Source organism: Salinispora cortesiana (assembly GCF_000484695.1).
GTDB classification, from domain to species: domain Bacteria; phylum Actinomycetota; class Actinomycetes; order Mycobacteriales; family Micromonosporaceae; genus Micromonospora; species Micromonospora cortesiana.
Genome location: NZ_AXVR01000010.1, coordinates 22,746 through 41,206, shown reverse-complemented (window position 1 = coordinate 41,206; position 18,461 = coordinate 22,746). Strand labels below are relative to the sequence as shown.

At 70.4% G+C, this 18,461-nt stretch carries 15 protein-coding genes and 2 pseudogenes; 12 read left to right on the top strand and 5 right to left on the bottom strand.

Annotated features, from left to right (window positions below):
* Positions 1 to 48: 48 nt before the first annotated feature.
* A complete protein-coding gene (gene nhaA / locus K228_RS0107140; protein ID WP_025617803.1) occupies positions 49 to 1,359 on the bottom strand; it encodes a Na+/H+ antiporter NhaA in 1,311 nt (436 codons plus the stop codon).
* Between the two features lie 282 nt (positions 1,360 to 1,641).
* Between nhaA and K228_RS25405 the strand changes: the two genes are divergently transcribed.
* The 4 genes from K228_RS25405 to K228_RS0107120 all read left to right on the top strand — a co-directional run bounded on the left by K228_RS25405 (position 1,642) and on the right by K228_RS0107120 (position 4,637).
* Entirely contained in the window at positions 1,642 to 1,827 is a 186-nt protein-coding gene (locus K228_RS25405; protein WP_033776610.1) for a hypothetical protein, read from the top strand.
* Complete coding sequence (locus K228_RS0107130; protein WP_025617802.1) at positions 1,824 to 3,041, top strand: glycosyltransferase family 4 protein; 1,218 nt, start codon at positions 1,824 to 1,826, stop codon at positions 3,039 to 3,041. Before K228_RS25405 ends, K228_RS0107130 begins: the two co-directional genes overlap by 4 nt.
* Positions 3,042 to 3,207: 166 nt before the next feature.
* Positions 3,208 to 3,876, top strand: coding sequence for a hypothetical protein (locus K228_RS0107125; RefSeq protein WP_025617801.1), 669 nt, complete (start codon positions 3,208 to 3,210; stop codon positions 3,874 to 3,876).
* Positions 3,877 to 4,226: 350 nt separating this feature from the next.
* Positions 4,227 to 4,637, top strand: a complete 411-nt coding sequence (locus tag K228_RS0107120) for a DUF2267 domain-containing protein (protein ID WP_025617800.1) — start codon at positions 4,227 to 4,229, stop codon at positions 4,635 to 4,637.
* Positions 4,638 to 4,674: 37 nt separating this feature from the next.
* On the opposite strand, the gene K228_RS0107115 is transcribed toward K228_RS0107120, so the two are convergent.
* Positions 4,675 to 5,841, bottom strand: coding sequence for a CaiB/BaiF CoA transferase family protein (locus K228_RS0107115; protein ID WP_025617799.1), 1,167 nt, complete (start codon positions 5,839 to 5,841; stop codon positions 4,675 to 4,677).
* 255 nt (positions 5,842 to 6,096) lie between these two features.
* On the opposite strand from K228_RS0107115, the gene K228_RS0107110 reads away from it, so the two are divergent.
* Both K228_RS0107110 and K228_RS0107105 read left to right on the top strand, forming a co-directional pair.
* Positions 6,097 to 7,131 carry a TerC/Alx family metal homeostasis membrane protein gene (locus K228_RS0107110; RefSeq protein ID WP_025617798.1) on the top strand — a complete coding sequence of 345 codons (1,035 nt, stop codon included), beginning with the start codon at positions 6,097 to 6,099 and terminating at the stop codon, positions 7,129 to 7,131.
* Positions 7,132 to 7,244: 113 nt separating this feature from the next.
* Positions 7,245 to 8,546 (top strand): NAD(P)/FAD-dependent oxidoreductase, encoded by a 1,302-nt coding sequence (locus tag K228_RS0107105; protein WP_025617797.1) that lies wholly within the window; start codon positions 7,245 to 7,247, stop codon positions 8,544 to 8,546.
* Positions 8,547 to 8,599: 53 nt separating this feature from the next.
* Here K228_RS0107105 and K228_RS0107100 read toward each other — a convergent pair whose 3' ends face one another.
* The gene (locus K228_RS0107100) at positions 8,600 to 9,577 is read right to left on the bottom strand and encodes a DUF2267 domain-containing protein (RefSeq protein ID WP_025617796.1); all 978 of its coding nucleotides are present in this window, start codon (positions 9,575 to 9,577) and stop codon (positions 8,600 to 8,602) included.
* 313 nt (positions 9,578 to 9,890) lie between these two features.
* Here K228_RS0107100 and K228_RS0107095 point away from each other — a divergent pair.
* Together K228_RS0107095 and K228_RS0107090 are read left to right on the top strand one after the other, a co-directional pair.
* Positions 9,891 to 10,216 (top strand): annotated as a pseudogene (locus K228_RS0107095) (hypothetical protein).
* Between the two features lie 158 nt (positions 10,217 to 10,374).
* Positions 10,375 to 10,848, top strand: a complete 474-nt coding sequence (locus tag K228_RS0107090) for a hypothetical protein (protein WP_029723398.1) — start codon at positions 10,375 to 10,377, stop codon at positions 10,846 to 10,848.
* 64 nt (positions 10,849 to 10,912) lie between these two features.
* Here K228_RS0107090 and K228_RS0107085 read toward each other — a convergent pair whose 3' ends face one another.
* A complete protein-coding gene (locus K228_RS0107085) occupies positions 10,913 to 11,746 on the bottom strand; it encodes a hypothetical protein (RefSeq protein ID WP_025617794.1) in 834 nt (277 codons plus the stop codon).
* A gap of 302 nt (positions 11,747 to 12,048) precedes the next feature.
* Positions 12,049 to 12,477 carry an OsmC family protein gene (locus tag K228_RS0107080; protein ID WP_011906010.1) on the bottom strand — a complete coding sequence of 143 codons (429 nt, stop codon included), beginning with the start codon at positions 12,475 to 12,477 and terminating at the stop codon, positions 12,049 to 12,051.
* 199 nt (positions 12,478 to 12,676) lie between these two features.
* Between K228_RS0107080 and K228_RS0107075 the strand changes: the two genes are divergently transcribed.
* The 4 genes and pseudogenes from K228_RS0107075 to K228_RS25400 all read left to right on the top strand — a co-directional run bounded on the left by K228_RS0107075 (position 12,677) and on the right by K228_RS25400 (position 18,331).
* On the top strand, positions 12,677 to 13,423 hold the full coding sequence (locus K228_RS0107075) for a response regulator transcription factor (RefSeq protein WP_025617793.1): 747 nt from the start codon (positions 12,677 to 12,679) through the stop codon (positions 13,421 to 13,423).
* A complete protein-coding gene (locus K228_RS0107070) occupies positions 13,401 to 14,879 on the top strand; it encodes a sensor histidine kinase (RefSeq protein WP_025617792.1) in 1,479 nt (492 codons plus the stop codon). The genes K228_RS0107075 and K228_RS0107070 overlap by 23 nt, the downstream gene beginning before the upstream one ends.
* 45 nt (positions 14,880 to 14,924) lie before the next feature.
* The gene (locus K228_RS0107065) at positions 14,925 to 17,102 is read left to right on the top strand and encodes a glycosyltransferase family 39 protein (RefSeq protein ID WP_025617791.1); all 2,178 of its coding nucleotides are present in this window, start codon (positions 14,925 to 14,927) and stop codon (positions 17,100 to 17,102) included.
* A pseudogene (locus tag K228_RS25400) lies at positions 17,099 to 18,331 on the top strand (bifunctional glycosyltransferase family 2/GtrA family protein). The gene K228_RS0107065 and the pseudogene K228_RS25400 overlap by 4 nt, the downstream one beginning before the upstream one ends.
* Positions 18,332 to 18,461: the final 130 nt, after the last annotated feature.

Here is an 18,461-nt window from a genome sequence, read left to right as displayed (position 1 = left end):
GGGGCCGGCAGACGCTGGCCGGCGTCGCAGCGCCCCTGGCCGTCCTGGCTAGTTGTCGCGGTGCTGGAAGACGTCGGGTATCCCGTCGCGGTTGCTGTCCACCCGCTCCTTCACGGCGATGCGCCGATAGGCCTTGTTGCGGCGGGTCAGCACGACGGAGGCGAGCAGCGCCGCGATCAGCGATCCGCTGAGTACGGCGGCCTTGACGTTGTCGTCGGCGGCACCACTGTCGAAGGCGAGTTCACCGATCAGCAGCGACACGGTGAATCCGATGCCGGCCAGCAGGGAGACACCGAGTAGGTCGGTCCAGGTGATGTCCCGGTCCAGCTCGGCGCGGGTGAACCGGGCGAGCAGGAACGTGGAGCCGAAGATACCGAGTACCTTGCCGAGCACCAGCCCGGCGACGATGCCGACGACGATCGGGTCGGTGATCACGGCGCCGAGGTCGGCGCCGCGTAGGGACACTCCGGCGGCGAAGAAGGCGAAGACGGGGACGGCGAAGCCGGCGGAGACCGGCCGCCAGCGGTGTTCGAGGTGCTCGGCGAGCCCGTGCTGGTCACCCTCCCGGCCGCGCAGGACCGGCACCGTGAAGCCGAGCAGAACACCGGCCACCGTGGCGTGCACGCCGGACTCGTGCACCAGGGTCCAGGCCACCAGGGCCAGCGGGATCAGCGCCCACCACCAGGTCTTGCGGCGCTGCACGAGGAAGCCGAAGAGTGCGATCGGCAGCAGCGCGAGCAGCAGCGGCATGAGTTTGAAGTCGCCGGTGTAGAAGATGGCGATGACCGTGATCGCGAGCAGGTCGTCTACCACGGCGAGGGTGAGCAGGAAGGCGCGGAGCCCCTGCGGCAGATGGGATCCGATGACCGCCAGCACGGCGAGCGCGAAGGCGATGTCGGTGGCGGTCGGGATGGCCCAGCCGCGCAGGTTCTCGCCGCCGGCGGAGAGGTTGATGCCGACGTAGATCAGGGCCGGAACGATCATTCCTCCGACTGCCGCGACGACCGGTAGGGCGGCACGACGTGGGTCGCGAAGGTCGCCGGCGACGAATTCGCGTTTGAGTTCGAGCCCGACCACGAAGAAGAAGATCGCTAGTAGGCCGTCGGCTGCCCAGGTGGCGAGGTCCAGGTCCAGGTGCAGGTCGGATCCGCCCGGCCAGGGCACCCAGGATGCCAAAGCGGCGTAGGAGTCGCCCCAGGGCGAGTTCGCCCAGAGTAGCGCGATCACCGCGCCGAGCAGCAGCAGGCCGCCGCCGAAGGTCTCGGTCCGCAGCACGTCAGCCAGGAAGCGGGCCTCCGGCCAGGAGGTACGCGAGAAGAGGCGGCGGGCGCGGCCCGGGGGCGGGGTGCGGTCGGTCATACGCGCGGTCCATCCAAGCGGTGTCGGAGCAGCAGGAAACGTTCGCCGACCAGGCTTCCCGGCACACCGCTCACCACCCTATCCAGGCGAGTGACGGGACGGCGAGCGGAGACGACGTGACCTTGCCCCCGTCACACCGATTCTCCGGGGGAGGAGGTGCGTCGGGCTTATCGATCGAATAGCGAAACTTCGGATATTTGATGTATGAGGCGTTGTAATGGTTTCACGGTATAAGTTGAGCTTAGGAGCTTTTGTGAGTTTCGTTGGGGGTTTCGGCTCGGTGTGGCGGCGTACCTGATGGACCGCTGCCGCCTGCACCCGGTACTCCTGCGCGCCTACCTGCGTCGCCGGGCGGCCGGCGAGCACCAGAGCGCACCGTTCGGGTCGAAGACCAGGGCGGACTCGTACCGGGACAGCGGCCAGCGGGGCAACGAGGCCGCCTTGTTGGCAACGGGGGAGCAACGATGAAGATCGGCATCCTGGCGTATCACTTTCCACCGGAACCGGCTTTCATCCCGGGCAGTCTCGCAGAGGAGTTGGCCCGTCGTGGGCACGACGTCCGGGTGCTGACCGGATTCCCCGACTATCCGGGCGGGCACGCCTACCCGGGCTGGCGTCAGCGTTGGCGCCACGAGACCCGCAGCGAGCGGCTGACCGTGCGGCGGGTGCCCCGCTACGTCGGGCGGAGCGCCCACGTGCGCGGCCGGTTGGCCGGTCACCTCTCCTTCGCGGCCAGCGTGTCGCTGGTCGGCCGGCGGTTCTTCGCCGGTGTCGACGCTCTCTACGTGCACCAGCCGCCGGCCACCGCCTTCGCCGCCGCCCGCCTCCTGCGGGCGCTTCGTCGGGTGCCGGCCGTCGTACACGTTCAGGATGTGTGGGCCGGTCCGGAGCCGGCGGCCGGCGGGCCCGATCGGTGGACTGCTCGGCTTGCCAGGGCGATGGCCGCGACCTATCGCCGCGCCGACCGGATCGCGGTCGCGGCCCCCTCGCTGCGGGACCACGTCGTGACCGAGGGGGCCGACCCGGGGCGGGTCGAGGTGGTGCTGAACTGGACCGACGAGCGGATCTTCCAGCCGGCTCCGCCGAGCCCGGCCGCCGGTCAACTGATCCGTCGCGACGACCGCTGCGTGGTGATGTACGCCGGCACCATCGGCGCTCGACAGGGGCTGGAGACGGCGGTGCGGGCGGCGGCAGCCCTCGACCACCGGATGGATCTGGTGCTGGTCGGGTCGGGCGAGCAGGAGCGGCCGGTGCGGGGGCTCGCCGCCGAGCTGGGCGCCGACAACGTGCGTTTCGTCGAACGGCGCTCGCCGTTGGACATGCCGGAGCTGTACGCCGCTGCCGACTACCAGTTGGTCATGCTTCGGGACCTGCCCGAACTACGCAGCACCCTGCCTGGCAAGTTGCCGACGGCCCTGTCGTGCGGGGCGCCGGTCATCGCCTCGGCCGGCGGCGACACCGCTGAGGTGGTGGAGAGCGCCCGGGCCGGACTGTCGTGTCCGCCGGAGGAGTGGGACGCGCTCGCCGACCGGTTCTGGTTGGCCGCCACCATCCCTCCGGTCGCCCGTGCCGAGATGGGCCGGCGGGGCCGGGAGGCGTATCTGCAGCAGATGTCGATGCCTGCCGGAGTGGAACGGATCGAGTGCCTGCTGGACGAGGCCGCCAGCGGACGCCGACGGTGAGGGCGACGCGCGCCACCCGCGGTGCGGCCGCCAGCGGACGCCGATGGTGAGGGCGACGCGCGCCACCCGCGGTGCGGCCGGAGGCGCCGGCGAGTCGAGTGCGATGTCTGGCAGCGCACGCCGGGCATCCAGGAGTGGCGCCGGTTGGGGCGGGTAGTCGGCGCCCATGCCGACCATCGAGGAGAAGAAGCGCTTGGTCCGCCGGCTCGCCGGTGACGGGCGCGGCTTTGCTGAGCAGTACGGCTTCCGAACCACCAACAACCCCTCGAGTCTCTTCCAGCTGCTCTGCCTCGCCGTGTTGTTGTCCCGCCGCGGCGATGCTCGGCGAGCCATCGAGGTAGCCCGTGCCCTGCAGGACCAGGGCTGGGACAGTGCCGCCCGGCTGGCCCGCTCCACCCCTGCGGAACGGGTCGGGCTGTTGCGCGACTGCGGGCTCCGCGCCGCAGCCGAGCAGACCGCCGGCACCCTCGGGGAGCTGGCACAGGCGGTCGTTGACCGGTACCGGGGTGACCTTCGGCGATTGCGCGTGGTCGCTGTCCGCGACGCCGACCGGGAACGTGCCCTGCTCACCGAGTTGCCCGGGGTGGACGATACGGCGGTCGTCCTGTTTCTCCGCGAGGTACAGGCACTGTGGGCTGAGATACCGCCGGTCGCCGATCGGCGAGCGCTGGCCGCGGCCCGCCGGCTGGGCCTCGGGCAGTCCGCCGCCGACCTGGCCGGGCTGGCGGGTAGCGGCCGCTCTGAGCGGTTGGCCTGGCTGGTGGGTGCGCTCGCCCGGGTGGACCTGGAGCAGCGATACCCGGAGGTGATCGGCGCGGCTGTACCAGCGCCGTGAGGGGGCTGCCCCTGGCTAGTCCTGGGTCGGCTTCCTGGATCATCTTCTGGGCTAGCTCGTGAGACGGCCAACACTTCTGTGAAAGCAGCGCCCCGCCAGCGTCCCTGTCGTATGGTGGTCGGGCATTGATACCTGCCCGGTTCGGGCGGAGCAGAGCAAGCAGCTGACTGCCGATGGTCCCGACCCGGTTCGGGTGTGGATCCGTCGGTGCAGGTCCGCGTTTGGCGCCCCTGGTCGCGGTTCGCGGCCCGGGGCGTCTGGCCTTCCCATGTCGTTTCCGATCGCCGGCAACCCGGCAGTTTCCGTGCCGCGCGAAGCGGGTATCCGGTCGCCGGACCGAAGGGGACAGCATGGACTATCACACCTTTGTTGACCAGGTCGGGCAGCGGACGGGCGCCCCTGCCGCACAGGCGGTGGAGCTGACTCGGGCGGTCCTGGAGACGCTCGCCGAGCGGCTGACTGGCGGGGAGGTGCTGGATCTGGCTGTACAGCTACCGACGCAGCTGCAGGTGGTGTTGAAGCCGGGGCCTGACAACGAGGCAGCGCAGCGGCTCGCGGCGGCAGAGTTTGTCACTCGGGTGGCCGCCCGTGCCCACGTTGACGAAGCGACTGCGCACGGTGCCGTCCGAGCGGTCTTCATCACGCTGCGGGAGGCGATCAGCGGTGGCGAGTTCGACGATGTCGCGGTGCAACTGCCCCGCGACTACCGGGAACTGGTGGAGCCGGCGCTGGCGCCGGGTTCGGCGCTGCGCCGACCCTGATCCGCCGCGTTGACTCCCCGCCCCCCAGCCTTGGTGGCTAGGCTACGGCGCCCGCAGCGTGCAGGTCGGCGATGCGGTCAGCTCCGAAGCCCGCCTCGGCCAGCAGCTCGTCTGTGTGCTCGCCGGGATGTGGCGGTGGACGGTGCAGCGTCGTCGGCGTACCGGAGAAGCGTGGTGCGGGTGCCGGTTGGGTCACCCCGTGGTGCTCCACGAAGGTGTCCCGCGCCGTCAGGTGCGGGTGCGCTGGTGCCTCCTTCCAGTCCAGAACCGGGGCCACACAGGCGTCCGAGCCGGCGAACAGCGCCGCCCACTCGTCCCGGGTCCGGGTCCGGAACAACCGTGCCCACGCCTGGTGTAGCGCCGGCCAGTTGGCCGGGTCGGTGCGGTCCAGCGCGGTGTCACCGGGCAGCGGAAAGCCGGTACGCCGGACCAGTTCGTCGTAGAAGCGGGGCTCCAGCGCGCCCACCGCCAGGTGCTTTCCATCGGCACACTCGTAGCTGTCGTAGAACGGAGCACCCCCGTCGAGCAGGTTCACTCCACGCGGGTCCTGCCACCTGCCGAGGTGGCGCAGGGCGTGGATCTGGGTGCTGAGCACCGAGACGCCGTCCACGATGGCGGCGTCCACCACCTGGCCGGGGGCACCGCCGCGCACGGCGTACAGGGCGCTGATCAGGCCGAGGGCTAGGAGCATGCCACCGCCACCGAAGTCGCCGAGCAGGTTCAGCGGCGGCACCGGACGCTCGCCGGCCCGTCCGATCCCGTGTAGCGCCCCGGTCAGGGCCAGGTAGGTGATGTCGTGCCCGGCTTCCGGTGCGGCGGGACCGTGCTGCCCCCAGCCGGTCATCCGTCCGTACACGAGGCGTGGGTTGACCGCGTGGCAGTCGGCCGGGCCGAGACCGAGGCGCTCGGTCACCCCGGGCCGGAAGCCCTCGATCAGCACATCTGCGCCGGCGGTCAGCGCGAGCGCCACGTCGCGTCCGGCGGGTGCCTTCAGGTCCACGCCAATTGATCGCCGTCCCCGGTTCAGTAGATCGGGGTGGGGGGAGCCGAAAGCGGTCGGGTCCACGTCCGCCGCCCGATCCACCCGGATCACCTCGGCGCCGAGATCGGCCAGCATCATTGCGGCGAACGGCCCCGGCCCAATCCCGGCCAGTTCGATCACCCGCACCCCGGCGAGGGGGCCGGCCGGTACGTTGTCGGTCATCGGGCCACGATAGGCGCCGATGGGCTCGGGTGGTAGGGGGCTGGGTGCGCTGGTAGAAGCTGAGGTGTCGTCGGTCGGAACCGGGGTGCCGCGTGGCAGTTCGGACCCGGACTGCCCTAACCTTGTCGCGACGAGGGGAGTACTTCCCACGAGCCATTCCGGTCAGTACGGCGGGCCCGGAGCCTGCCTCGGATGGTTGCCTACGAAAGTGGGTGAAGGAGACCTCGAGCATGGCATCGTGTTCGAGGAGGCTCCATGACCGATTTGTACATTTCTGCCGAGCTGCATTCGGTCGGTACACCGACGCTGTGGGGCGTCACCATCGCCGGCATCGTCGTGCTGCTGGTACTTGACTTTCTGGTCACCCGGCGGCCGCACGAGGTATCGATCCGGGAGGCGCTGGCCTGGTCGGCGTTCTACATCGCGCTGCCGCTGGCGTTCGGCGCCTGGCTCTGGTCCCGCTACGGCTCGCAGCAGGGCGTCGAGTACCTGACCGGCTACCTGGTGGAGAAGTCCCTCTCGGTAGACAACCTGTTCGTCTTCATGCTTCTGCTGGCCGCGTTCGCGGTGCCCCCGGTGCTCGCCCAGCGGGTCCTGCTGTTCGGGATCACCGGTGCCCTGGTGCTGCGCGCGGTGTTCATCGCGCTCGGCGCGGCTGCTCTGCAGACTCTCGACTTCGCCTTCCTGCTCTTCGCCCTCATCCTGCTCGCCACCGCGGCGAAGCTGCTGCGCGACGCGATCTCCGGCCAGGAGCAGGAGGTCGACATCAACGGGATGCGCTCGGTGCGGCTACTGCGCAGGTTCATGCCGGTCACCCAGGAGTACCAGGGCACGAAAATGGTCGTACGCCTGGCTGGCCGGCGAACCCTCACTCCGCTGGCCCTGGTGGTCGTCGCGGTACTCGCCACCGATGTGGTCTTCGCCGTCGATTCGGTGCCCGCCGTGTACGGCATCACCGAAGATCCGTACCTGGTCTTCGCCACCAACGCCTTCGCGCTGCTCGGGCTGCGGGCGCTCTACTTCGTCCTGCACGCCGCGCTCAGCCGGTTGGTTCACCTCAACTACGGACTCGCGGTCATCCTCGCGTTCATCGGAGTGAAACTGGGCCTGCACTGGGCGCACGGGGTCTGGCCCGGGGTGCCGGTGATTCCAACCCTGGCCTCACTCGCAGTGATCCTCGTTGTCCTCGTGGTGGTCACTCTCACCAGCCTGTACGCGACTCGTACCAGCAGGTCGGGTGGGCAGCGGTCGATCGTCAACACCTCCGGCGGCGATGGGACCCCCCGGTAGGCCCTGCGTCTCACCCGCGTGTGGGTGTGACCGGCGGTGCGCGGCGCCCGCGGTGCCGTTGCCGGGGGCACCCCGGGAGGTTTGTCCGGCCTTGCCCGGGGAACGGCGGTGGAATGACGAAGCCTCGGGTGGTGATCGTAGGGGCCGGTTTCGCCGGGTACCACGCGGCAAAGACGCTCAGCCGGTTGGCCAAGGACCAGGCCGAGATCGTGCTGCTGAACACGACTGACTACTTCCTGTACCTGCCGTTGCTGCCGGAGGTCGCCGCCGGTGTTGTCGAGCCGACCCGGATCTCGGTGCCGCTGGCCGGAACACTCGACGGCGTCCGCCTCGTGGTCGGCGAGGCCGACCACGTTGACCTGCGGAACCGTTGGGTCGGTTTCACGCAGCCAGAGGGGGAGCGGAACCGCCTCGCGTACGACCGGCTGGTGCTGGCGGTCGGTAGCGTTAACAAGCTGCTGCCGATCCCCGGGGTCACCGAGTACGCGCACGGCTTTCGCGGCCTGCCGGAGGCGCTCTACCTTCACGACCACGTGGTCCGACAGGTTGAGCTGGCGGAACAGGCCACCGACCCGGCCGAACAACGGGCGCGGGCCACCTTCGTGGTGGTGGGAGCCGGCTACACCGGCACCGAGGTGGCCGCCCATGGGCAGTTGTTCACCGACCGGCTCGTCGGGCAGCGGTCTCGGTTGAAGTTTCGGCCCCGGTGGATGCTGCTCGACGTGGCGCCGCGGGTGCTACCCGAGCTGAACCGGCGGATGTCCGACACCGCCCATCGGGTCCTGGACGAGCGGGGAGTGGACGTGCGGATGGGGACCTCGGTCGCGGTCGCCACCGCCGACGGCGTCAAGCTCACCGACGGGGAGTTCATTCAGACCTGCTCCCTCATCTGGTGTGTCGGGGTCCGCCCCGATCCATTCGTCGAGCAGCTCGGCCTGCGGACGGAGAAGGGTCGTCTGGTGACCGATGAGTACCTCAACGTTCCGGGCTTCCCGGAGGTGTTCGCCTGTGGGGACGCCGCGGCCGTGCCCGACCTGGCCCAGCCCGGGCAGGTCTGCGCGATGACCGCCCAGCACGCCCAGCGGCAGGGCAAGCTGGTTGCCCACAACATCGCCGCCTCGTACGGGCAGGGCACCCGCCGCCCGTACAAGCACCATGACCTGGGCTGGGTGGTCGATCTGGGGGGCCGCGACGCGGCGGCGAACCCGTTGAAGGTGCCGCTGGCTGGACTGCCCGCCAAGGTGGTGACCCGGGGATACCACCTGCTCAACCTGCCCGGCAACCGCGCCCGGGTGGGCGCCGACTGGCTGCTGGACGCGACCTTGCCCCGTCCAGCGGTTCAGCTGAGCCTGGTGCCGGCCCACTCGGTGCCGTTGGAGAGCAGCTCCCCCGAGGTGCCCGCCCACCTGGGTTAGGTGGGAAGAGGCCCGCCTCCACCAGGTGGTGGAGGCGGCCCCTTCCCGCCGGGCTAGCTCGCCATCCCGGCCCCCACCTCGTCGATCGCGTCGTCCACGGCGTGGGCCAGGTCAACGTCCGGTCTGGTTACCTCCGGCGCCCCTCGGGGTCGGGGGGTCGCCACCGTCAACACCGCGGTGGTGCGGTCGGGTTGACCGATCGAAGGCCCGCGTCCGGTCTGTCGTCGGAGCTGGTCGAGTCGGTCGAGCACGCGGCCGAGGTTCTCGGCGGGCAGCTCAACCGTCCGAGACAGCCCGTGCCGGTCCCCGGACCAGTACGGGAGGTGGGCCTGCACCTCGCGCAGCTGCCCCTCGTCCAGGGGCGGGGTTGCGGCCGTTGCTCCGATCACGCCTCCGCCGGGCTCGGGCGGGGCGAGTAGGTCCTGCAGCCCCTCCGGGACGTGCAGCGACTCGACCAGGTCACCGTCCCGGTCGGCCAGCGCGGTGAGGGTGGCCGCCGCCTGGTAGCGGGCCTGCTCCGGGGTGCGGCCGCTGAGCCGGCCCACCTCGGCGAGGAAGCCGGGTAGGTCGGAGCGGTTCTCGATACCGTCCACCGGAGTGATGTCGTGTAGCCGGGTCGGTACGGCCGCGAGCAGCCGGCCGCGTTCGGCCACCCCCAGTGCGCGGGCCAGGGTCAGCACTGTCGCCGACACGCCTACCTTCGCGGTAGGGAAGTCGACCCCGGATCGCCGGCCAACATCGGTCACCAGATCCTGGTAGCTGATCATGGTGGGGCCGGTGGGGCCACTGTCCGGGATGGGCCGTGAATTCTCCGGGGCGCCGATCGGAGGTGGGGCGGGACCACCGTTGGTGCTGGTCGGTTTGTGTCGTCCCGCCGGAGCGGGTCCGTTGCGTCGCCGTTGGTCAAGACTGGTCAACTGCTTGGTGGCGCCCAGGCTGGCCCCGGTCTCGCTAGGCCGCTGTCCCTGGCTCCGGGCCTGTCGGGCGAGCGCCCGTCGGCGTTGGTTGTCGCCTTCCATCTGCTTACGCATGTGCCACCTCCACTGCGGTTCCGGCTGTCGTCCACTGCCTTCCCATCGCTAGTGAGCAGGAAACAGGCCGGGCCCGCGGCCCCGGGCCGGCGGGTGGCCCGCGGGGGTGCGGCGGCCGCGCCGGCGGTGGCCGCCGGATCCGCCGGCGGACGAGGAGGCGCGGGCGGCACCGTGGCAGGCCGGATTCGCCGGGACCACCGCGTCGCCGCCGTGGGGATCCTCATCCGGCCGGGGTGATGGTCGCTCACCCGGTTGAGCCGGACGATTGCAGTGGACCGGTGGACTTCCGAGGTATGCGGAAGGGAAGGTCGTGATGAAGCGGATCGTCGAGATCATCCCCGCCCGACCCGGCTGGTACGCGCGTTGGCGTCTGGCACCCGGCGGCACTCGTTGCTACCCGGTCAGCCTGTGGGTCCTGCTTGAGGAGACCGACGGCACTGGCCGGGAGGTGATTGGGGTGGACTGCGTCGGGCAGTGGCCCGGTGCGGATGACAACGAGGCCGGCGGGGAGTTTATCCGCTACCTCTTCCAGACTCCGGATTCGGGAGCACCGGCGGACGCCGAACCGGAGACGGTGGTGTCGGGGTGAGAGTAGCTGGCGTCGACCTGCGGCTGGCCGGCGACCTGCGGGCGGGGTAGGAGCGGGCGGGTAGAGGTGGCGGAGGCCCACCCAGAGTGTCGGAACTGGCCGGGTCGTTCGAATGTTGAACATTTTTTCGGAATGTCCTCGGCGATGGTCCCCGGGCGCCGAGGATCGACGGTGGGGGTAGACGTACCAGCTGTCTGGGGGCGACAGTATGAGGTTCTCCGTCGTAGACGTCGGTTACGACCAGCGGCAGGTTGATTCCTGTCTGAATGAACTCGGCGTCCGGTTGAGCCGGTTGGCGGCCCGCGCGGCGGGCGCCACGGGGGCCGGGCGGGAGTGGGACGAGATTCGCGAGGAGGCGGCGGGCCTGTGTGGGTTGCTCCAGCGGCTCGACCTCGGCGATGCGGCGCGGCGACCCGCCGACGCAGCGGAGGGGGGGACGGCGGAGCGGGAGGCCGCCGAATTACTCCTACGGGCGCGACTGGAGTTCGACGCCGCCCGGGAGGAAGCCCGACGGGTGCGTGAGCAGGTCTATACCGAGGCGGTGCAGGCCCGCCGGGAGCTTGAGGCGGCGCTACACGCCCGACAGTGCCGGGCGGCCCGAGCCGACGAGCTCCTCGGCGGCCCGACGGAGGCGGTGCCGGCCGACACGCCGACCGCCGCCTCCGCCGTGGGGCCGAGCTGAGCTCTTTGCTGAGGACAGGTCGCCCGTCGGGGACGAGTTGCTCGCTGCGGGGTACGGGACCCCGTCACACCAACGCGCTGACGATGGTGGTCGCCCGAGTCTCGTGCTGGGCGTACGCATCGGGGAAGGCCGAAACCTGGACAGATTGGGCTGCCCAGGCGACGCTCATCTCCTGCCAGCCGGGGACCTGCAGGAGCGCCTGGTAGAACGCCTTGGCCGCGTAGGTCGGAGTCATCAGTTCGGCGATGCTGCCCCAGCCGGTGCTCGAGCGCTGCTGGAACAGGCCGACCGAGTCGTGGTCCCAGCCAACTGCCTCGTGCGGGTAGTTCTGTGACTCCGGCACGCCCGCGTTGGCGTAGTTGAGCAGGGTGCTCTCCTGCATCGCGGTGGCGATAGCAACGATCAAGCCACGACGCGGGATGTTCATCTCGGCCCCAACATCGACGATTGTCTTCGCATTGTCCATCTGGGTCTGGGTCAGCCCGGCGACCGGTTGGGGCGGTGTTGGCTGGCTGGGCGTGGATTCCTCCTCCGCCTCGGTCGGGCTGGCGGTCTCGGTTGGGCTGGGGCTCGTCGAGGTGGGGGTGGCGTCATCTCGGAGGAAGGAACGTGAGGACCGTTCGGCAGCGTCGATCCGTTCCGTCGCCGCCTCGGCGACCGGGGTCTGCTCCGGCTGCTCGGGGGTCTGTCGTGTTCCGGCGTAGGCGGCCGCGCCGAGGCAGCAGGTGAGGCCAGTGGCGAGAGCGACCCGGGCCGGGGTGGACGCCAGCAGTGCGCGTAGCCCTCGGTTGGGAGTGCGGGAGGAGGGGATCCACCGTTCGGTGGAGGTCTCCTCGGTTGATTGGCTGGCTGGGTCGTGCTGGGTCGTCTGCTGGGTGAAGGTGTCGTCGGAGTGCATCCGCCGAGGCTAGAAAGCAGATCGCTCACTGCCATCGGTCCGATTAGTGGGGCGCGTCACTATTTGCACCAAAGTTCGGATGGGGTGAATGAGCCCCGGAGGAACCCCCCAAACCTCAGCTATCTCTAATGTCGGAAATGAGTTTCGAAAACTCTCGAAAAGCCGCAAGTTTCCGATCTTGCTGGGTGGGTGGATCCGAGTAAGGATCCCTCCTCCGAACAGCTGATCGTAGGTGGGGTGTTCGGCTGCCTGCGGGGTCGGTCGGAGTGCTGATCCGGCCTTTCGGCTCGTCGTGAGCTGTCTCAGTGCCGGCCGTTGTCGGTCAGCGCCACCGTCAGGTGATGTCGGCTCGCATCCTCGGTGGAGAAGGGCCAGAGCCGGTCCGCGTGCTCCACCAGGTCCGCCAGTTGTTGGCGGGTCAATCCGGCCGACGAGATGGAGGCGCTCACGTCGGCCCGGTAGCGGCCGTCGTCGTCTCGGCCGAGCTTCGCCTCGGCCCGTACCTGGACCGTGTGTGCCTCGTCGGTGATTTCGCCGGCTGCCTCCACCGCGGCGTGGTGTAGGCAGGAGGCGAAGGCGGCAGCGAGTAGCTGCGACGGGCTCAGCCCGGTGCAGTGCGGAGCCAGTGGGGATGCCAGGGCGGTGGAGAGCCCACCATCCTCGGTCCGGACGTGTCCGCCCTCCGCTGTTGCGGTGGCTGTCTCGTTCAGCCAGGAGCTGTGCTGGGACATTTCGTTCCTCCCGTCACTCGCCCCGGGGTACCCGGTTTTCGGCCGGCGAAACCGGGTTCCGGGCGCGGAGGAGTAGTTCCGGGAGCGGGGTCGCCCGTCGGTTTGCTTCGGCCTTCCGAAGAATGTCCGAGTAGCCTGCACAGCGGGAGCACAGGAACCGCACAACCGCCCTACAGTGGGGGCGTCCAGGATGAGGGCCATGATGACCAACGAGCAGGTGGGACCAGCCCGGGTTGACCTCCGCCGCCCGGACGGCCAGCCCGTGCGTGTCCTGGTCGTTGACGACGAGTCCACCCTGGCTGACCTGCTGTCGATGGCGCTGCGCTACGAGGGTTGGCAGGTGCGGACGGCCGGCAACGGGATGGCGGCGTTGAGTGCAGCTCGTCAGTTCCAGCCGGACGCCGTGGTTCTCGACGTGATGCTGCCCGACCTGGACGGCTTTGCGGTGCTGCGTCGCCTGCGCGAGGTGGCTCCGACTGTGCCGGTGCTCTTCCTGACCGCACGGGACGCGGTCGAGGACCGGGTCGCCGGGTTGACCGTCGGTGGTGATGACTATGTGACCAAGCCGTTCAGCCTGGAAGAGGTGATCGCCCGCCTGCGGGCGCTGCTGCGCCGCTCCGGCTTCGCGATCGCCGCCCGGCAGGAGGCGGTGCTCACCGTCGGTGACCTCTCCCTCGACGAGGACAGCCACGAGGTGAGTCGGGGCGGGCAGTTGGTCACATTGACCGCCACCGAGTTCGAGTTGCTGCGTTATCTCATGCGTAACCCACGCCGGGTGCTCAGCAAGGCGCAGATCCTGGACCGGGTATGGAACTACGACTTCGGGGGTCAGGCCAACGTGGTCGAGCTGTATATCTCGTACCTGCGTAAGAAGATCGACGCCGGCCGCGCACCGATGATCCACACTCTGCGCGGGGCGGGCTATGTCCTCAAGCCCGTCGAGTGAACGGGCCGGCCGGCGACGTTGGCTCGCCGGTCGCTCACTGTGGACGCGGCTGGTGGTTATCATGGTTGCCCTGCTGGCCGTCGTCAGCATCGGCATCGGCAGCATCACCACCGTCGCCCTGCGGGACTTCCTGACCGACCGGATCGACCGGCAGCTCAGACTTGACGCGGGACCCCGCGTCTTTGTTCCGCATCCGCCTCGCCCCACCAAGGATGACCTGCAGGTCGCGCCTGGCATGGAAGTGGGCTCGGTCGTCGCGGAGCTGCGCGACGACCGGGTGGTCGAGGCCCGGATCCAGACCGAGGCCCGGGAGGGCGGGGAGTGGATCCCACCCGAGAAGGTGGCGGCGCTGGGCGCACTGGTGCCCAACGCCGGACCGCGCACCGTGGTCCTGGACGGTCTGGGGGAGTACCGCGCCATCGCCCGGCAGTGGCGTGACGGCGAGGTGACGGCGTTCGCCCTGCCCCTCGCCGAGGTGCAGGAAACGGTGATGCGAATGGTCGTCGCGCAGGCCGGTGTCGCCGGCGCCGGGCTCGTCGTCGCTGGCACCGCCGGTGCCCTCCTGGTCCGGCGTACCCTGCGTCCGCTGCGGCGGGTCGCCGCCACCGCACGTAGCGTCAGCGAACTCCCGTTGGACCGGGGCGAGGTGACGTTGCCGGTCCGGGTGCCAGAATCCGACACCGACCCCCGTACCGAGGTGGGCCAGGTCGGTGCCGCGCTCAATCGGATGCTCGGGCACGTCGCCGCCGCGCTCGCCGCGCGGCAGGCCAGCGAGACACGGGTACGCCAGTTCGTCGCTGACGCGAGTCACGAACTGCGGACGCCGCTGGCCGCCATTCGTGGGTATGCGGAGGTGGCTCGGCGCGGTCGGGACCGGGTGCCGCCCGACGTGGCACACGCCCTGCGCCGGGTGGAGTCCGAGAGCACCAGGATGACTGGTCTGGTGGAGGACCTGTTGCTGCTCGCCCGGCTCGACTCGGGTCGTCCCCTCGCCGTCGCGCCGGTCGACCTCTCCGCGCTGGTCGTGGACGCGGTCAGCGACGCGCACGTGGCCGGGCCCGAGCACCGCTGGCAACTCGACCTGCCGGAGCAACAGATCAGCGTGCCCGGTGATGCGGCCCGGCTGCACCAGGTGGTGGCCAATCTGTTGGCGAACGCGCGGGTGCACACCCCCGCCGGCACCACGGTCACGACCAGCCTCGCTGTCGAGCCGGACGTCGCGGTGCTCCGGGTCGCCGACGACGGACCGGGAATCCCGCAGGAGCTTCAACCGGAGGTCTTCGAGCGCTTCGCGCGTGGCGACAGCTCGCGGTCACGGTCGCACGGCAGTACCGGGCTGGGGCTCGCCATCGTCGCGGCCGTCGTGGACGCTCACCACGGAGTGGTGTCGGTACGCAGCCGACCAGGCCGCACCGTGTTCACCGTACGGCTGCCGAGTTCCACAGCGGAGACATAGCGAACCCATGGGGGCCGTGCAGCCCTGCCGGCCAGGCTTCCCACCATGGACAGAACCGAGACGACCTACGGGCCCCATGCGGCCGCCCCGGCGGTGAGCGTCGCCCGGACGCCGTCGGCAGAACCGGAGGCGGAGCCGACGTCCACACCACGTCGGTCGGCCCGCTGGGCCCGCCCTTGCCTCGGCGGACTACTGCTCGCCACCGCCGGGCTCTACCTGTGGGGGCTCGACGTCTCCGGTTGGGCGAACGCCTACTACTCGGCGGCGGCGCAGGCCGGCGCGCAGAACTGGACCGCCTTCTTCTACGGCTCGTTCGATGCCGCCAACTCCATCACCGTTGACAAGACCCCCGCCGCGCTGTGGCTGATGGCGCTCTCGGTGCGGCTGTTCGGTCTGAACAGCTGGGCGGTGCTGCTGCCGCAGGCGCTGTGCGGGGTGGCTGCGGTCGCGGTGCTCTACGCCACGGTACGGCGTTGGCACGGCCCGGCAGCAGGGTTGATCGCCGGCGCGGTCCTCGCCGTCACGCCGGTGGCCACCCTGATGTTCCGGTTCAACAACCCGGACGCGCTGCTGGTGCTGCTTCTGGTCGCCGCCGCCTACGCCACCGTGCGGGCGGTCGAGACGGCGGCCACACGATGGCTCGCGCTCGCCGGCGTGCTGGTCGGGCTCGGCTTCCTCACGAAGATGCTGCAGGCGTTTCTGGTGGTACCGGTACTCGCCGGCGTCTACCTGCTGGCCGCGCCGACCGGGCTCGGCCGGCGGATCCGGCAGACCCTGCTGGCCGGCCTCGCGGTCGTGCTGTCGGCCGGGTGGTGGGTGGCCGTCGTCGAGTTGGTCCCTTCCGGCGCTCGCCCGTACATCGGCGGTTCGCAGACCGACAGTGTGCTTGAGCTGACCCTCGGCTACAACGGTCTCGGTCGCATCGCCGGCCGCGAGGAGGGCAGCGTGGGGCGGCCCGGCGGAGGGGGGTTCGGTGATGGAACCGGCCTGCTGCGCATGTTCGACGACCGGGTTGGCGGGCAGATCGCCTGGCTGTTGCCAGCCGCGCTGATCCTGCTCGCGGTTGGCCTGCTGGTGGTCGGGCGGGCCGCGCGGACCGACCGGACTCGTGCCGGTCTGCTGCTCTGGGGCGGCTGGTTGCTGGTCACCGGGGCGATCTTCAGCTTCATGTCCGGGATCTTCCACGAGTACTACACCGTGGCCCTGGCGCCGGCGGTCGGTGCCCTGGTCGGGATCGGTGTCACGCTGCTGTGGCGGGCGCGATCCGCTCCGTCCGGCGCTGTCTGGCGTCGGCAGCCCTACGCCGCCACCGGCGTCCTGGCCGGGACACTGGCCGTCACCGCGGGATGGTCCTGGCTGCTGCTGGGCCGTAGCCCCGACTGGAATCCGTGGTTGCGCACCACGGTTCTGGTGGGCGGCCTCGTGGCGGCGGCGTTGCTGGTGCTCGCTCCTCGGCTGCCCCGATCAGTTGGGGCGGCGGGACTTGCACTGGGCGCCGCGGCGGCCCTCGCCGGTCCGGTGGCGTACTCGGTACATGCCGCTGCGACGGCGCACAACGGTGGGGTTCCCACCGCGGGCCCCGCAGTGGCCGGCGATGTCGGCGCCCGACCGGGCGGCCCGGGGGATGGCCCCGGCGTCCCTGGTGGCGGGCAGCCCTCCGGTGTCGGTGGGCTGCCGCAGGGACCGGATCGGCAACCCGCCGTGGCGCTCAACGGCCGCCAGCCGGATCAGCCGGGCCGGCCAGGTCAACCAGGGCAGTCGGGTCAACCGGGTCAACCAGGGCAGTCGGGCCGGCCAGGTCAACCGGGTCAACCGGGTCAACCGGGCGGTGACGGTGGGCGAGGGGATGGCGGGCTGTTGGGTGCCCGCGTTCCCAGCGCGCAACTGCGTGAGCTACTCGAGCTCGACAGCGACAGCTACACCTGGGTGGCGGCCATGGTGGGTGCGAACAACGCCGCCGGCTACCAACTCGCCACCGGCGATCCGGTGCTGCCCGTCGGCGGGTTCAACGGTACCGATCCCTCCCCGACCGTCGCCGAGTTCCAGCGCTACGTCGCCGACGGAAGGATCCACTGGTTCATCGGTGGGGGTGGATTTCGGGGTGCCAACGGTGGCAGCTCCGCCTCCTCCGAGATCGCCGCCTGGGTGGCGGAGACGTTCGAGGCGCGAACCGTGGACGGAGTCACGATCTACGACCTGAGCAACAGGGGGACCGACGCATGATCGACACCACTGAGGCCCGCCCGGTCAGGTGGATCCAGTCTGCTGGCCGGGCGCCCGTTCTGGACGTGGTGATTCCTGTCTACAACGAGGAGACCGACCTCGAGCCGTGCGTGCGGCGGCTGCATGCGCACCTGTGTGAGCACGTCCCGTATTCGTTCCGGATCACGATCGCGGACAACGCCAGCGTCGACGGCACGCTGGACGTGGCCCGCTCCCTCGCCATCGACCTGGCCGGCCTCGAGGTGCTCCATCTGGAGGCCAAGGGGCGTGGGCGGGCACTACGGGCCGCCTAGTCGGCCTCACCCGCCCCGGTGCTCGTATACATGGATGTTGACCTGTCCACGGACCTGGCAGCGCTACTGCCGTTGGTCGCGCCGCTCATCTCCGGCCACTCGGACCTGGCCATCGGCACCCGGCTCGCACGTGCCTCGCGGGTGGTCCGGGGTGCGAAGCGGGAGGTGATCTCGCGGGGGTACAACCTGCTGCTGCGGGGTGCCCTCGCCGCTCGGTTCTCCGACGCCCAGTGTGGCTTCAAGGCGATCCGAGCAGACGTGGCGGCCCGGCTGCTGCCGCTGGTGCGAGACACCGGGTGGTTCTTCGACACCGAGTTGCTGGTGCTCGCCCAGCGGGCCGGCCTGCGTATCCACGAGGTGCCGGTGGATTGGGTGGACGATCCGGACAGCCGGGTGGACGTGCTGGCCACCGCCCTGGCCGACCTGCGTGGCATCGGCCGCCTCGGGCGGGCTCTGGTTACCGGCGCGCTGCCGCTGCGGCAACTGCGGGAGCAGGTCGGACGCGCCCCGCTGGCAGTCCCGCCGGCCCGGGTGCCGGCAGGACTGCCCCGACAGCTAGCCCGGTTCGCCCTGGTCGGGGCGGCCAGCACGGTGGCCTACCTGCTGTTGTATGTCTCCGCCCGGGGTGTCCTTGGCGCCCAGCCGGCGAACCTGCTGTCGTTGCTGATTACCGCGGTCGCCAATACGGCGGCGAACCGGCGACTGACCTTCGGGATCACCGGCCGGTGGCACGCCGGCCGCCACCACCTGCAAGGCATGGTGGCCTTTGGGCTCGGCCTGGCGCTGACCAGTGGCTCGCTCGCGCTGCTGCACGCCGTGGTGGTGGCTCCGGCGCAAGTGGTGGAGCTGGTGGTGTTGGTCGCTGCGAACCTGGCCGCCACGGTGTTGCGGTTCGTGCTACTCCGCTACGCCATGCACCACCGGCGGGGTGGGTGATCAGGGGATCGCCTCGCCATCAGATCGGAACAATGGTGTGGTTATCACCCGCATCGCCCCCGACATGCGCGTACTGTGTCCGAATACATCCCGAGCGTATTGGACAAACCCTCCCCGGTGGGCCGGTTCG

What these genes read in the sequence shown, in the direction of transcription:
- nhaA (WP_025617803.1), bottom strand. Translation starts at nt 1,359, where the DNA reads ATGACCGACCGCACCCCGCCCCCGGGCCGCGCCCGCCGCCTCTTCTCG.
- K228_RS0107130 (WP_025617802.1), top strand. Translation starts at nt 1,824, where the DNA reads ATGAAGATCGGCATCCTGGCGTATCACTTTCCACCGGAACCGGCTTTC.
- K228_RS0107125 (WP_025617801.1), top strand. Translation starts at nt 3,208, where the DNA reads ATGCCGACCATCGAGGAGAAGAAGCGCTTGGTCCGCCGGCTCGCCGGT.
- K228_RS0107120 (WP_025617800.1), top strand. Translation starts at nt 4,227, where the DNA reads ATGGACTATCACACCTTTGTTGACCAGGTCGGGCAGCGGACGGGCGCC.
- K228_RS0107115 (WP_025617799.1), bottom strand. Translation starts at nt 5,841, where the DNA reads ATGACCGACAACGTACCGGCCGGCCCCCTCGCCGGGGTGCGGGTGATC.
- K228_RS0107110 (WP_025617798.1), top strand. Translation starts at nt 6,097, where the DNA reads ATGACCGATTTGTACATTTCTGCCGAGCTGCATTCGGTCGGTACACCG.
- K228_RS0107105 (WP_025617797.1), top strand. Translation starts at nt 7,245, where the DNA reads ATGACGAAGCCTCGGGTGGTGATCGTAGGGGCCGGTTTCGCCGGGTAC.
- K228_RS0107100 (WP_025617796.1), bottom strand. Translation starts at nt 9,577, where the DNA reads ATGCGTAAGCAGATGGAAGGCGACAACCAACGCCGACGGGCGCTCGCC.
- K228_RS0107090 (WP_029723398.1), top strand. Translation starts at nt 10,375, where the DNA reads ATGAGGTTCTCCGTCGTAGACGTCGGTTACGACCAGCGGCAGGTTGAT.
- K228_RS0107085 (WP_025617794.1), bottom strand. Translation starts at nt 11,746, where the DNA reads ATGCACTCCGACGACACCTTCACCCAGCAGACGACCCAGCACGACCCA.
- K228_RS0107080 (WP_011906010.1), bottom strand. Translation starts at nt 12,477, where the DNA reads ATGTCCCAGCACAGCTCCTGGCTGAACGAGACAGCCACCGCAACAGCG.
- K228_RS0107075 (WP_025617793.1), top strand. Translation starts at nt 12,677, where the DNA reads ATGATGACCAACGAGCAGGTGGGACCAGCCCGGGTTGACCTCCGCCGC.
- K228_RS0107070 (WP_025617792.1), top strand. Translation starts at nt 13,401, where the DNA reads ATGTCCTCAAGCCCGTCGAGTGAACGGGCCGGCCGGCGACGTTGGCTC.
- K228_RS0107065 (WP_025617791.1), top strand. Translation starts at nt 14,925, where the DNA reads ATGGACAGAACCGAGACGACCTACGGGCCCCATGCGGCCGCCCCGGCG.